The sequence below is a fragment of the Olleya aquimaris genome, from assembly GCF_003259525.1.
In the GTDB taxonomy this organism is placed as follows: domain Bacteria; phylum Bacteroidota; class Bacteroidia; order Flavobacteriales; family Flavobacteriaceae; genus Olleya; species Olleya aquimaris.
In genome coordinates this window covers 80,414-94,985 of the sequence record NZ_QLLO01000003.1, presented here as the reverse complement: position 1 = coordinate 94,985, position 14,572 = coordinate 80,414, and the positions used below count along the sequence as shown (strand labels likewise).

Here is a 14,572-nt window from a genome sequence, read left to right as displayed (position 1 = left end):
TTTTTGTTAATTCAGTTTAATTGATTTGTCAACACTTCGACAAGCTCAGTGTGACATAAGTTTTCAAAATTGTATTTATAAATGACATGATAAACAATTATTAAAAGACAAATTTAACCCTGTTGTCAGTCTGAGCTTGTCGAAGATTTTTTTGCTCTTCATTACGTTCAGATTGACAAATTCATTATAAATTATTCGTTTTTCATTACTCTAATCCCTTCTGTATTAATTTTAGACACATAAGTATTAAAACTAATATCTGTTTTAGAATATATATTTTGCATGGCTTCAGCAACAGCTTCAGCAGTTATTTTACTTTTAGATAAGGCGAAAATGGAAGGGCCAGAACCCGAAATTCCTGCGCCTAATGCTCCAACTTTTATGGCTTCAGCTTTAACCACATCAAAATGCGGAATCAATTGACTTCTGTAAGGTTCTACTACCACATCATTAAGCGAATCGCTTAAAAGTTTGTAATCATTGGTGTGTAACGCGTGTACCAAACTTCCAACATTAGACCATTGGGTTATGGCATTTTGTAACGGAATGTTTTTAGGTAAAATAGCACGTGCTTCAGACGTTTTTATTTCTATTTGCGGATGAATGATAGTTGCATATAAATTGTCAGGTGTTGGTAATTGTAACACTTGTAAAGGTGTTGTGCTTTTAACTAAAGTGAAACCACCAAAAATTCCTGGTGCAATATTATCTGCATGCTCACAACCACTAGCAATAGCTTCACCTTTCATAGCAAATTGGGTGAGTTGTGTCTTATTATATGGTCGTCCTAATAACTCATTAATAGCAAATACACTACCAGAAGCACTCGCAGAACTGCTTCCAATTCCGCTTCCAGGTTTTATGTTTTTGTAGATATCAATCTCAAAACCACAATCTGGTTGCGCATCATTATATAAGGCTAAAGCCGACACACTTGCAACATTCTTATCAGCTTCAAAAGGTAAATCAGCTCCAACAATTTTAGAGATTCTAATCCCTTTTTCAGTCGTTTTTCTAATCACCATGTCGTCACCAATAGTGTCTAAGCAAAAGCCTAAGACATCAAAGCCACAAGAGACGTTAGCTACTGTTGCAGGTGAAAATATTTTAATTTGATTCATTTTTTATTACCACGAATTCACGAATGATAATTTCCGCGAAAGCGTTATTTTTATTTTTAATATCTACTAGGTTTTTAAAACCTCACAAAAGTATTTATTTGAGTGAGTCACTGCCTACTGTAACTGAACACTGTAAACTTATTTTATTTATTTCCAATTCTGATAATATCTGCAAACAAACCAGATGCAGTAACATCTGCTCCAGCACCAGCACCTTTAACAATTAATGGTTGTTCTGGGTAGCGTTGTGTGTAAAACATGACAATATTGTCCTTTCCTTTTAAATTGTAAAACGGATGACCTTCTGGCACTTCTTGTAAGCCTACTTTTGCTTTCCCATTTTTATATTCTGCAACATATTTTAACTGACAATTATTTGCTTTTGCAGATGCGTATAGCTTTTGAAAATGAGCCTCGTCTGCAATTAAAGTTTCATAAAAGTCATCTACAGAATCGCTTTCTAAATTGGCTTTAGTTAAAAACGACTCATTCACAATGTCTTCTATTTCCATTGGTACTCCGTTTTCACGAGCTAATATTAATATTTTTCTAGCTACATCAATTCCGCTTAAATCAATACGAGGATCTGGTTCTGTGTACCCTTCAAATTGTGCTTGCTTTACGGTATCATGAAAATTCTTTTTATCGCTAAAATTATTAAACACAAAATTTAAGCTTCCAGACAATACAGCCTGAATACTTATAACTTTATCACCAGATGCAACTAAATTATTTAGCGTGTTAATTATTGGTAATCCTGCACCAACATTAGTTTCGTATAAAAATGGCGCATTGTATTTAAGCGATAAATCTTGTAAATTTTTATACTCGGCATAACTACCAGAGCAGGCTATTTTATTACAAGCAACCACAGCAACACTTTGCTTTAAATAGTTTTCGTAAACTTTAGAAACATCATGGTTTGCAGTAATATCTACAAAAATGCTATTTCTTAAATTTAGCTCGATAACCTTTTGATAAAAGCCTTCTATACTAGATGGATCTGCATGATGAAACTGTGCAGCCCAATTGTTTAAATCAATTCCCTTTGGATTGAAAATCATTTTTCTTGAATTGGCCATACCTACGATTTTGACATCCAATTTTAAGTTTTTCTTTAAAAAAGAATGCTGTTGTTGGATTTGATCGATTAGTTTTTCGCCTACATTACCAATACCAGTAATAAATACATTTAACTGTTTGGTGTTAACTTCAAAAAAGCGTTCGTGAACACTATTTAAAGCTTTTTTTACATCACTTGCATTGATTACAGCAGAGATGTTTTTTTCTGAAGCACCTTGCGCAATAGCTCTTACATTAATATTGTTTTTGCCAAGCGTGCTAAATAATTTACCACTAATACCTTGATGACTTTTCATATTGTCACCAATTAAGGCTATAATGGATAAGCCTTTTTCTACAGTAATAGGATTAATTTTATGTAAAGAGATTTCGTTTTCAAAGGTAGAATTTATGGCTTGTTCTGCTTGTTCTGCATTGCTTTCATCAATCCCAAAACAAATCGAATGCTCTGAAGACGCTTGAGTTATAAATATAATATTGATTTTTTCGTTAGCAATAGTTTCAAACAAGCGCTTTGAAAACCCAGGAATACCAACCATTCCGCTACCTTCTAAGGTTAATAAAGCAACGTTATCTATATGGCTAATGCCTTTAACCGTTAGATTACTACCATTATTTTGATTAGAAATAATAGTACCAGTTGCTTCTGGTTGTAACGTGTTTTTAATATGTATTGGAATAGCTAAATCTAAAACAGGTTGAACTGTTGGAGGGTATAATACTTTTGCTCCAAAATGAGACAATTCCATTGCCTCTTGATACGATAAATTGGCAATAGGATAGGCTTGCTTTACTAATTTTGGATTGGTAGTGTACATACCACTAACGTCTGTCCAGATTTCTAATTGCTCTACTGTTAAAGCAGCAGCAATTATAGCAGCAGTAAAGTCCGATCCACCACGACCTAAAGTTGTAGTTTCACCCAATTGTGATTTTGACACAAAACCTGGAAGTATAGTAATTTGCTGATTTGCTTTATTAAAATAGTCGGTTATATTTTTATTAGTCACTTCGTAGTTAACTTCTGCTTTTGTGAAATTAGAATTGGTAATAATTAACTCTTGACTGTTTTTTAAAACTGCATTTATACCCATCTTTTCCATTGTTTTAGCAATGATAAAAGAAGATAGTAGCTCACCAAAACTGACTAGCTTATCTGAGGTTTTTGGCGATAATTCGTTAATTAAATAAATACCATTTAGTAGTTGCTTTAAATCGTTAAATTTAGCCTCTACATCTGTTAGAATAGATTCAGCATTAGGCGCTAATTCTTCAATAGCTTTAAAATGAATGGATTTAATAGTGTCAAATACTGTCAAATACTCTTCATTTTTTTGTTTAGCTAATTCACCAGCCTGTAACAATTTATCAGTAATTCCTCCAATTGCAGAAACTACACAAACTATTGGACTAGTTAGTGCTTCTTTTTGAAGAATATCGATAACTCTTTTTATGTTTTGTGCTGAACCTACAGAGGTTCCGCCAAATTTTAATACTTTCATTTTTTTTATATTTACTATGGGACTTGTAGTGTTTAATAACTACCCAAACGGAAGGAATATATAGCGATTAACCCAAAAGGGTAATGGTCATAATTGATGTAAAAATAGTATGTGTTTTTTTCATTTTATGCGTCTATACTTACCAAATGTATTACTTTTACTTTTATGAAAAAAACCTAAGGTCAATTTTTATGAGATTGATAATTAATAGCCATTATTTTATTAAAAATGAAAATATTTTCTAAAGAACAAATTTATGAAGGTGATGCGTTAACCGCTAAAAAACAAGGAATTACTTCTACCGAGTTGATGGAGCGTGCAGGTACACAAATTTTTAATTGGTTGCATTTACGTATGCAAGGTGCACAAGTACCAATTCATGTGTTTTGTGGTATTGGTAACAATGGTGGAGATGGATTAGTAGTTGCTAGGCATTTAATTACTCATGGTTATAATGTAAAAACTTATATAGTTAACTATAGTAAAACTAGATCTAAAGACTTTTTAATTAATTACGAGCGCATTAAAGGCACAACAAAAGACTGGCCTATATTACTTAATGATGCTAAGGAATTACCAGAAATAGACGAAAAAGATATCATTGTTGATGCCATTTTTGGTATTGGATTAAATAGACCCATTGTGACTTGGGTGAAGCAATTATTTAATCATTTTAGAGCTACAAAAGCATTTGTGTTATCTATTGATGTGCCCTCTGGATTAGAAACAGATGCTGTGCCCAAGGATGAAGAATGTGTAGTTAATGCAGGTTATACGTTAAGTTTTCAGACTCCAAAATTGGTTTTCTTTTTACCAGAAACTGCTAAATATACAGTACAATGGGAAGTTTTAGATATTGGTATAGACCCAGAATATTTATTTACTACACCAACAGAAGCAGATTTAATAGGTAAAAACGAAGTTTTACCAATTTACAAACCAAGAGAAAAGTACAGTCATAAAGGTCATTTTGGTCATGCCTTAGTTATAGGCGGAAGTTATGGAAAAATTGGTGCAGTCACACTTGCCAGTCGAGGAGTTTTAACCATTGGAGCAGGAAAAGTGACCGCTTATATGCCTAAATGTGGCTACATTCCTTTACAATCTAGCTTTCCCGAAGCAATGGTTATAAGTGATGTAAACGATGAAAAAATTACTAAAATAGATTTTAATATAACGCCTGATGCTGTGGCATTTGGAGTAGGAGCTGGAACGGATGCCAAAACAATTTCTGCTTTTGAAGCTTTTTTAAAAACAAACACCAAACCATTAGTAATTGATGCAGATGGAATAAATATATTGGCTAAAAAGAAAGCACTATTAAAATCACTACCTGAAAACACTGTGTTAACACCACATCCAAAAGAGTTGGAAGGTTTAATAGGGAAGTGGACAGACGATTTTGATAAGCTTAAAAAAACAAAAGCTTTATCTAAAAAATACAAATGTATTGTTGTTATAAAAGGAGCTAATACCATTACTGTTTATGGTGATAAATTATATGTAAACGCTACAGGAAATCCAAGTCTAGCTACTGCAGGAACTGGAGATGTGTTAACAGGAATGATAACTGGGTTAATAGCACAAGGTTATGATGCGTTAGCTGCTACTATTTTTGGAGTGTATTTACATGGTAAATCGGCAGATTTATTAGTAGAAGAGTTAGGTTATCAAAGTTTTATAGCCAGTCATGTTATTGAAGGTATTCCATTAGCTTATTTAGATTTATTTAAACAACCAGAACCACCACAAGTGGAAGAGGCAGGTGAGGAAGAAAATTAACCTCTATAAAGTGTAGTATTATTTATAAAAAAAAGCGAACTTAAAAAGTTCGCTTTTTGTATTATGTAATATTATTTTTTAGATTCCGTAAGCATCAAAATAAGCTTTGATGTTTGGATACGATGGTCTTGGTGCATCTGCATCTGCTATATTACCATTTGGATCGATTAAAATAAATCTTGGAATCGAGTTAATTTTGTAACCCGTTACAAAATCAGATTCAAATGCTTTATCAGAAAATAACTGAATACCACTCATCTCTTTGTCTTCAATCATTTTTCTCCAACCTTCTTTTGCTAATGCAAAAGATTCTTCTTTACTGTTAGCTCTGTAACCTCTTCCATTATCTGTAGATATACTTACAAAAGCAATATTTTTTCCTTCGTAATCTTTTTCTAATGCTTGTAAAGCAGGGATTTCGCCAATACAAGGTCCACACCAAGTAGCCCAAACATCTATATACACATATTTACCTTTTAAGTCAGATAAAGATGTTGTTCCGCCTTTAAAGTTTTCGTAGTTTTCAAAAGTAGGAGATGGTGACCCAACAGGAAACTGCTCTTTAAGTTTTATACTTCCTAAAACATAACTTTTTAAACCATTTAAATTAGGTTCAACTTGTTTAATTGAATTAGCAATGATAGTAGAATCTACAGCTTTATTTTTATCATAAAACGCTAACATTTGTTTTTTAATGTCTTCTATTTTGCTTTCTAATCCAGCTGAATCTAAGCTTTTTAAAGCTTCAATATCTACTAGCTTATCTTCAAATTTATTTTTTTCGATTAAAAAATTAGATTTTTCTGCACCTTTACCAGAAAATGAAGCAGATTCTTTAAAATCTTTAGCATCTATTGTCATTTTAACATCCATGTCGTTTTCTAAAAAAACGTAGGTTTGGCTTTTCCCATCATATACGCCATATAATCCTGGGTTAACCTTTAAAGTGTCACTAAAAGTACCATCTTCATTAACTTTAATAGTTTTATTAAATGTTCTTCCTTGATAAACAACTAAAGAATCACTGTTTTTGTTTTCTATTTTACCAGAAAAGGTTGCATAATCTTTTGGTGCTTCTTTTTTGCAAGCAATAATGGATAATGTTGCTAGACAAATTAATAGTTTTTTCATTGTTTTAGTTTTAATTTTCCCCAAAAATATAGAGAATAAAACTAGTTTTAAAGATTTTGTTTAATTATTAACAAATCCTTGCATATTATTCTTGTAATGTTGATTTTTGAAAAGAGATAAAAAACAACATGAATTCTACACATATCATATCCACAAAGCCATTAGATTTGGAAATTATCCATACAATAATTTTAGAGCAGAAGCAATTAAAATTATCTGATGAATCTGTTGAGAAAATTAAGAGCTGTAGATTGTATTTAGATGAAAAACTAAAAGCAGAAACAAGACCTATTTACGGTATTAATACTGGTTTTGGATCTTTATATAATGTTAAGATATCTAAAGAAAACCTAACAAAACTACAAGAAAACTTAATGATGTCTCATGCTTGTGGGACTGGAGATTTAGTACCAAACGAGATTGTTAAATTGATGTTGTTGTTAAAAATTCAATCCTTAAGTTATGGGCATTCTGGTGTGCAATTGCAAACTGTACAACGATTAATAGATTTTTATAATAACGATATTTTACCCTTGGTTTACACACAAGGGTCGCTTGGAGCATCAGGAGACTTAGCACCTTTAGCACATTTGTCTTTACCATTAATTGGAAAAGGTAAAGTGTATTTTAAAGACGCTGTTTTAGATGCAGAAGATGTTTTAAAGCACTTTAATTGGCAACCCATAACATTACAATCTAAAGAAGGGTTGGCATTATTAAATGGTACTCAATTTATGAGTGCTTATGGTACTTTTTTACTATTAAAATCGTATAAATTATCTTATTTGGCAGATTTAATTGGAAGTGTATCCATTGATGCATTTGATGGTAGGATTGAGCCATTTAATCAATTAATTCATTTAGTTAGACCACACAATGGGCAGTTAAAAACTGCAGCACGTGTAAGCGAGTTTTTAGAAGGAAGTGAAATTATAAACCAAGAAAAACAGCACGTACAAGATCCGTATAGTTTTAGATGTATTCCGCAAGTTCATGGTGCAACAAAAGACACAATAGAATTTGTACGAAAGACTTTTGTAACGGAAATTAATTCGGTTACTGATAACCCAAATATTTTTGCAAAAGAGGATGAAATTATTTCTGGAGGAAATTTTCATGGTCAACCTTTAGCTTTAGCATTAGACTATTTAAAAATTGCTATAGCAGAATTAGGTAATATTTCTGAACGTCGTGTATTTCAATTAGTATCTGGATTAAGAGGGTTGCCAGCATTTTTAGTAGATAATCCTGGACTTAATTCTGGTTTTATGATTCCGCAATACACAGCTGCAAGTATAGTAAGTGCTAACAAACAACTAGCTACACCTGCATCTATAGATAGTATTGTATCAAGTAATGGGCAAGAAGATCACGTTAGTATGGGTGCCAATGCAGCAACACAAGCTTATACATTAATTAATAATGTAGAGCGTGTTTTAGCAATAGAATTGTTTAATGCTTCACAAGCGTTAGCCTTTAGGTCACCTTTAAAATCTAGTCCTTTTATAGAACAATTTTTATCAAGTTATCGTCAAATTGTACCTTTTATTAAGGAAGATGAAATTTTACATGATGATATTGAAGCTTCTATAGCATTTATTAAAACTATTGAAGTTGATACTGAAGAAATGTTTTAGCTATTTAATAATGAATTAGCCCAAGATTTGGCTTCTTCTAAGGTGTCAAAAATCTCAAACGGTTTATTTAAAAACAAGCTTTCTACTTCTGCATTTCTAGCAGAAAGCGATTTAGAGACTATAGCAAAACCAGCTAAGCTAGCAATTTTAGAAGTTTTTAGATAGATAATTGGATCTACTGAGTAAGAGTTTATCCTATTAGAAATGTAAACAAATGGCTTGTTTTTAAACACTTCTAGAATTTCTTTGGTTTGAACTTGACTTTCTTTTTTTCCGAAAATTACACCCTCATAAATTGTTGAAACTACATAATTTTCAAAAAATTCTAAAGAGCAGGTTTCAAGAGTTTTTATCATTATAATTATTTGAAATTTTCTGCAAAAATAAATAAAAAAGTTCGTTAAAAAACTGAAGCGTACTAGGAAATGTTATTAATCGATAAGTTGTAATTTTTTTACGACATAAAGAGTTAATGTGCTTATTTTTAGTGTTTTAGCGCTCTAAAATGGATTTTGCCCATAACTCTGCTTTATTCAACTCTCTAAAAATTTCAAATGGTTTTTTTAAAAATAGACGCTCAATTTCTGCATTTCTAGCAGAAAGTGTTTTAGAAACTACTGCAAACCCTTTTAGTAGATCAATTTTTGAAACGTCTTTATAAATTGTAGGATCTACAGAATAAGAGTTAATACGATTGGTTATATATACAAATGGTTTATTATTAAAAGCAACAGAAGAAAAATAAATAATCTCATCAGACAATTTTTTGTCCAAATTGACACCTTCATTAATTTCTGCAATTAATATATGGTCTTTTGCAAGAAGAGTACAAAAAGAAAGCTCTGTTTTAGTATACATACAATCTATTAAATTCAAATAAAAAAGCTTCACTTAATTTAGTGAAGCTTTTTTAAATTAACAAATCTTAAAATATTAAAAGTTCTAAGATTCTGTTGGCTTTTCTGATTTTTCAATTTTAATAGTAATTTCACTATTTTTTTTATCTAAATCCATTACTATTTTATCGCCTTCTTGTAATTTAGAAGTAATTATTTCTTCCGCTAAAGCATCTTCAATATATTTTTGAATAGCACGTTTTAATGGTCTTGCACCATATTGTTTGTCAAATCCTTTTTCTGCAATAAAATCTTTAGCAGCTTTTGTCAATTTAAGTTTATAACCTAAGCCATCAATTCTACCTAATAATTTATCTAATTCAATATCAATAATTTTATTGATATCTTCTTTTTCAAGAGCATTGAAAACTATTACATCATCAATTCTATTTAAAAATTCTGGTGCAAAAGATTTTTTAAGTGCATTTTCAATGACACTTCTTGCATTGGCATCTTCTTGAGATTTTTGAGATGCTGTCCCAAACCCAATTCCAGTACCAAAATCTTTAAGCTTACGTGCTCCAATATTTGAGGTCATTATAATGATAGTGTTTCTAAAGTCAATTTTACGACCTAGACTATCTGTTAAAAAGCCATCATCTAAAACTTGTAATAACATATTAAATACATCAGGATGTGCTTTTTCAATCTCATCTAATAAGATTACAGCATAAGGTTTACGACGTACTTTTTCTGTTAATTGTCCACCTTCTTCATAACCAACGTATCCTGGAGGTGCTCCAACTAATCTAGAAATCGCAAACTTCTCCATGTACTCACTCATGTCTATACGCACTAGAGAATCTTCGCTATCAAACAATTGTTTTGATAACACCTTAGCTAACTGAGTTTTACCAACTCCTGTTTGCCCTAAAAAGATAAATGACCCAATTGGCTTATTAGGATCTTTAAGTCCAGCACGATTACGTTGTATGGCTTTTACTACTTTAGCTACAGCTTCATCTTGACCAATTACTTTACCTTTAATAAGTTCTGGTAATTGTGCTAATTTGTTACTTTCTGTTTGTGCAATTCTGTTAACAGGGACACCTGTCATCATACTTACCACATCAGCAACATTATCTTCAGTTACAGTTTCTTTATGTTGTTTAGTGTCTTCTTCCCACTTTTCTTGTGCGATAGCTAATTCTTTTTCTAAACGTTTTTCATCATCGCGTAAACGTGCAGCTTCTTCGTATTTTTGTTTTTTAACTACAGAGTTTTTAGTCTCGCGAACACCTTCAAGTTTTTTCTCTAATTCTATAATTTGTTTAGGAACATCTATATTAGTGATGTGTACTCTAGAACCAGCTTCATCTAATGCATCAATAGCTTTGTCTGGAAGAAAACGCTCCGTCATGTAACGATTGGTTAACTTGACACAAGCTTCAATAGCTTCATCTGTATACTCTACGTTATGGTGATCTTCGTATTTAGCTTTAATATTGTTTAAGATTTCTATTGTTTCCTCTACAGTTGTAGGTTCTACAATAACTTTCTGGAAACGACGCTCTAAAGCGCCATCTTTTTCGATGTACTGTCTGTATTCATCTAATGTAGTGGCACCAATACATTGTATTTCACCTCTTGCTAGAGCAGGTTTAAACATATTGGACGCATCTAAACTACCAGTTGCTCCTCCAGCACCAACAATGGTATGAATTTCGTCTATAAATAAAATGACATCATCATTTTTTTCTAGTTCGTTCATCACAGCTTTCATACGCTCTTCAAACTGTCCTCTATATTTAGTACCAGCTACTAAACTTGCTAAATCTAGAGTCACAACACGTTTATTAAATAAAATACGTGATACCTTTTTACTAACAATACGATTTGCTAGCCCTTCTGCAATTGCAGATTTACCAACTCCAGGCTCTCCAATTAGTAATGGATTGTTTTTCTTACGACGAGACAAGACTTGTGAGACACGCTCAATTTCTTTTTCACGTCCTACCACAGGATCTAGTTTACCTTCTTCAGCCATAGCTGTTAAGTCGCGTCCAAAATTATCTAAAACAGGTGTTTTAGATTTTTTGTTGCCTTTAGATCCAGGTGTATTAAATATATCTTTAGAACCGGAATCCTCAGAAGCAGGGTCATCTTGAAAAGATTCTGCTTTAGGAGATCCTGTAATATCTTCAAAATTATCGTCGTTTGTTATCATAGACTTAAATTGTTCTTTAACATTGTCATAATCTACTTTAAGCTTATTTAAAAGTTTTGTAGTAGGGTCGTTTTCATTTCTTAAAATACATAATAATAAATGTGCAGTATTTATTGAAGTACTTTGAAATAGTTTAGCTTCTAAAAAAGTTGTTTTTAAAGCACGTTCTGCTTGTCGCGTTAAGTGCAAGTTTTTCTTTTCGTTAGAAGTTATAGTAGTATTAGGATTAGCAGGGCTTAATATTTCAACCTTTCGTCTTAAATGATTCAAATCAATATCCAACGCATTTAAAATATTTATTGCTTTTCCGTTTCCGTCTCTTAATAAACCAAGCATCAAGTGTTCTGTACCTATAAAGTCGTGTCCTAAGCGTAACGCTTCCTCTTTACTATAGGCTATAACATCTTTTACTCTTGGTGAAAAATTATCATCCATATATTTATTCCTTTCAGCTTTAAAAATAGTAAACATTATTAGTAATGGCAAAAACTATACCTTAAATAATATGTTAATTATTTGCGGTTTGAATGTAATGATAAATTCAAAATAATTAGCAATAGAGTTATTAACTAAAAAAGGGGGGCAAATTGTTAATAAAAAACATCAAAAAACAGACTTAAAAGGCTTACCGTTACTAATGAAAGTTTTATATTAGCGTGTTTTGAAATAATGAATAAAACTAATTAAATTTATATATGGCAGAAGGAGAAAAACTCATTCCAATTAACATTGAAGATGAAATGAAATCGGCTTACATAGATTATTCTATGTCAGTCATTGTGTCACGTGCTTTACCAGATGTAAGAGATGGTTTAAAACCAGTACATAGACGCGTACTTTATGGTATGCATGAACTGGGTGTTAGAGCAAATTCGGCACACAAAAAATCAGCAAGAATAGTTGGAGAAGTTTTAGGTAAGTATCACCCACATGGTGATACCTCAGTTTATGATACAATGGTACGTATGGCTCAAGAGTGGAGTTTGCGTTATATGTTAGTCGATGGTCAAGGAAACTTTGGATCTGTAGATGGTGATAGCCCTGCAGCAATGCGTTATACAGAAGCACGTATGCGTAAAATATCTGAAGACATGTTGGCAGATATTGATAAAGAAACTGTAGACCACAAATTAAATTTTGATGATACTTTAGAAGAACCAACAGTGTTACCAACACGTATTCCTGGTTTATTAATTAATGGTGCATCTGGTATTGCAGTAGGTATGGCAACTAATATGCCACCTCACAATTTATCTGAAGTAGTGGATGGAACCATTGCGTATATTGATAATCCTGATATCGAAATTGACGAAATCATTACACATATTAAAGCTCCAGATTTTCCAACTGGAGGAACTATATATGGATATGATGGTGTAAAAGAAGCTTTTCATACAGGAAGAGGGCGTATTGTTATGCGTGCTAAAGCCAATATTGAAGAAGTACAAGGACGTGAGTGTATTATTGTAGAAGAAATACCTTATCAAGTCAATAAAGCAGATATGATTAAGAAAACTGCAGATTTGGTTAACGATAAAAAATTAGAGGGTATATCTACTATTCGAGACGAATCTGACCGTAATGGTATGCGAATTGTTTACGTGCTAAAACGTGATGCTATTCCAAATATCGTACTTAACAAATTGTATAAGTATACCGCTTTACAATCGTCTTTTAGTGTTAATAATATTGCATTAGTAAATGGTCGTCCAGAATTATTAAATGTTAAGCAATTAATACATTATTTTGTAGAGCATAGACATGATGTAGTTGTTAGACGAACTACTTACGAGTTACGTAAAGCAGAAGAACGTGCACATATCTTAGAAGGACTTATTATAGCTTCAGATAATATTGATGAAGTAATTAAAATTATTAGAGCCTCTTCTAATGCAGATGAAGCACGTACTAATTTAATCGAAAGATTTAAATTAAGCGAAATTCAAGCAAAAGCTATCGTAGAAATGCGATTAAGACAGCTTACTGGATTAGAGCAAGATAAGCTACGTAGTGAGTATGAAGAAATCATGAAAACTATTGAAGACCTTAAAGATATTCTTGACAAAAAGGAGCGTAGAATGCAAATCATTAAGGACGAGCTTTTAGTTGTAAAAGACAAATATGGTGACGAGCGTCGTTCTCAAATAGAATATGCAGGTGGCGACTTGAGTATAGAAGATATGATTCCGGATGAGCAAGTAGTAATTACTATTTCGCATGCAGGTTATATTAAACGTACCTCTTTAACAGAATACAAAACACAAAATAGAGGAGGCGTTGGTCAAAAAGCTTCAACTACAAGAAATGAAGATTTCTTAGAACATTTATTTGTTGGTACAAACCACCAATACATGTTATTCTTTACTCAAAAAGGAAAATGTTTCTGGATGCGTGTTTACGAAATCCCAGAAGGAAGCAAAACTTCAAAAGGAAGAGCAATTCAAAACCTTATTAATATTGAGCAGGATGACAAAGTGATGGCATTTATATGTACTCAAGATTTAAAAGATGAAGATTACATCAATAGCCACTATGTCATTATGGCAACCAAAAAAGGTCAAGTTAAAAAGACATCTTTAGAACAGTATTCTAGACCTAGAACTAATGGTATTAATGCTATTACTATTAAAGATGGAGACGAATTACTTGAAGCTAAATTAACTACAGGAAACAGTCAAGTAATGTTAGCACTTAAATCTGGTAAAGCTATTAGATTTGAAGAAGCTAAAACTAGACCAATGGGTAGAAACGCATCTGGTGTAAGAGGTATTACACTTGCCAATGCAAAAGATGAAGTAATTGGAATGGTTACTATTGAAAACCCTCAAGAAGAAACGGTTCTAGTAGTATCTGAAAATGGATATGGAAAACGTACTTATATTGACGATCCAGAAGATGGAGAAGCTGTTTACAGAATTACCAACAGAGGTGGTAAGGGTGTAAAAACAATATCAATATCTGAAAAAACAGGTAATTTGGTGTCTATAAAATCTGTAACAGATACAGATGATTTAATGATTATCAATAAGTCTGGAATAGCAATTCGTATGGCAGTAGAGAGTTTACGTACCATGGGAAGAGCTACTCAAGGAGTAAAATTAATTAATTTAAAAGGAAACGATTCTATAGCTGCTGTCGCTAAAGTAATGAAAGACGATGAAGAAGAAGATATAGACAACATTGTAGGAAACCTTGAAAACACTAACAATTCTGAAGCTGGCACAACTATTGATAATACAGAAGAAGAATAACA

9 protein-coding genes are annotated in these 14,572 nt (G+C 32.1%); 3 read left to right on the top strand and 6 right to left on the bottom strand.

Annotated features, from left to right (window positions below):
• Positions 1 to 191: 191 nt before the first annotated feature.
• Positions 192 to 1,121: a homoserine kinase gene (locus LY08_RS05345; RefSeq protein WP_111659419.1), complete on the bottom strand. Its 930-nt coding sequence runs from the start codon at positions 1,119 to 1,121 to the stop codon at positions 192 to 194.
• 143 nt (positions 1,122 to 1,264) lie between these two features.
• Positions 1,265 to 3,706, bottom strand: a complete 2,442-nt coding sequence (gene thrA, locus LY08_RS05340) for a bifunctional aspartate kinase/homoserine dehydrogenase I (RefSeq protein ID WP_111659418.1) — start codon at positions 3,704 to 3,706, stop codon at positions 1,265 to 1,267.
• 228 nt (positions 3,707 to 3,934) lie between these two features.
• Between thrA and LY08_RS05335 the strand changes: the two genes are divergently transcribed.
• Positions 3,935 to 5,488 (top strand): NAD(P)H-hydrate dehydratase, encoded by a 1,554-nt coding sequence (locus LY08_RS05335; protein ID WP_111659417.1) that lies wholly within the window; start codon positions 3,935 to 3,937, stop codon positions 5,486 to 5,488.
• A gap of 78 nt (positions 5,489 to 5,566) precedes the next feature.
• On the opposite strand, the gene LY08_RS05330 is transcribed toward LY08_RS05335, so the two are convergent.
• Positions 5,567 to 6,619: a TlpA family protein disulfide reductase gene (locus LY08_RS05330; RefSeq protein ID WP_111659416.1), complete on the bottom strand. Its 1,053-nt coding sequence runs from the start codon at positions 6,617 to 6,619 to the stop codon at positions 5,567 to 5,569.
• 128 nt (positions 6,620 to 6,747) lie between these two features.
• On the opposite strand from LY08_RS05330, the gene hutH reads away from it, so the two are divergent.
• Positions 6,748 to 8,256 carry a histidine ammonia-lyase gene (gene hutH / locus LY08_RS05325; protein ID WP_111659415.1) on the top strand — a complete coding sequence of 503 codons (1,509 nt, stop codon included), beginning with the start codon at positions 6,748 to 6,750 and terminating at the stop codon, positions 8,254 to 8,256.
• On the opposite strand, the gene LY08_RS05320 is transcribed toward hutH, so the two are convergent.
• From LY08_RS05320 to LY08_RS05310, 3 genes are all read right to left on the bottom strand, one after another.
• The gene (locus LY08_RS05320) at positions 8,253 to 8,612 is read right to left on the bottom strand and encodes a hypothetical protein (RefSeq protein WP_111659414.1); all 360 of its coding nucleotides are present in this window, start codon (positions 8,610 to 8,612) and stop codon (positions 8,253 to 8,255) included. The genes hutH and LY08_RS05320 overlap by 4 nt on opposite strands.
• A gap of 136 nt (positions 8,613 to 8,748) precedes the next feature.
• Positions 8,749 to 9,114: a hypothetical protein gene (locus tag LY08_RS05315; protein WP_111659413.1), complete on the bottom strand. Its 366-nt coding sequence runs from the start codon at positions 9,112 to 9,114 to the stop codon at positions 8,749 to 8,751.
• Positions 9,115 to 9,198: 84 nt separating this feature from the next.
• Entirely contained in the window at positions 9,199 to 11,754 is a 2,556-nt protein-coding gene (locus tag LY08_RS05310) for an ATP-dependent Clp protease ATP-binding subunit (protein ID WP_111659617.1), read from the bottom strand.
• Between the two features lie 260 nt (positions 11,755 to 12,014).
• Here LY08_RS05310 and gyrA point away from each other — a divergent pair, with 260 nt between their 5' ends.
• Positions 12,015 to 14,570 (top strand): DNA gyrase subunit A, encoded by a 2,556-nt coding sequence (gyrA, locus tag LY08_RS05305; RefSeq protein ID WP_111659412.1) that lies wholly within the window; start codon positions 12,015 to 12,017, stop codon positions 14,568 to 14,570.
• Positions 14,571 to 14,572: the final 2 nt, after the last annotated feature.

Excerpts from the sequence above, each read along its gene's own strand:
- LY08_RS05345 (WP_111659419.1), bottom strand. The coding sequence starts at position 1,121 with ATGAATCAAATTAAAATATTTTCACCTGCAACAGTAGCTAACGTCTCT.
- thrA (WP_111659418.1), bottom strand. The coding sequence starts at position 3,706 with ATGAAAGTATTAAAATTTGGCGGAACCTCTGTAGGTTCAGCACAAAAC.
- LY08_RS05335 (WP_111659417.1), top strand. The coding sequence starts at position 3,935 with ATGAAAATATTTTCTAAAGAACAAATTTATGAAGGTGATGCGTTAACC.
- LY08_RS05330 (WP_111659416.1), bottom strand. The coding sequence starts at position 6,619 with ATGAAAAAACTATTAATTTGTCTAGCAACATTATCCATTATTGCTTGC.
- hutH (WP_111659415.1), top strand. The coding sequence starts at position 6,748 with ATGAATTCTACACATATCATATCCACAAAGCCATTAGATTTGGAAATT.
- LY08_RS05320 (WP_111659414.1), bottom strand. The coding sequence starts at position 8,612 with ATGATAAAAACTCTTGAAACCTGCTCTTTAGAATTTTTTGAAAATTAT.
- LY08_RS05315 (WP_111659413.1), bottom strand. The coding sequence starts at position 9,114 with ATGTATACTAAAACAGAGCTTTCTTTTTGTACTCTTCTTGCAAAAGAC.
- LY08_RS05310 (WP_111659617.1), bottom strand. The coding sequence starts at position 11,754 with ATGGATGATAATTTTTCACCAAGAGTAAAAGATGTTATAGCCTATAGT.
- gyrA (WP_111659412.1), top strand. The coding sequence starts at position 12,015 with ATGGCAGAAGGAGAAAAACTCATTCCAATTAACATTGAAGATGAAATG.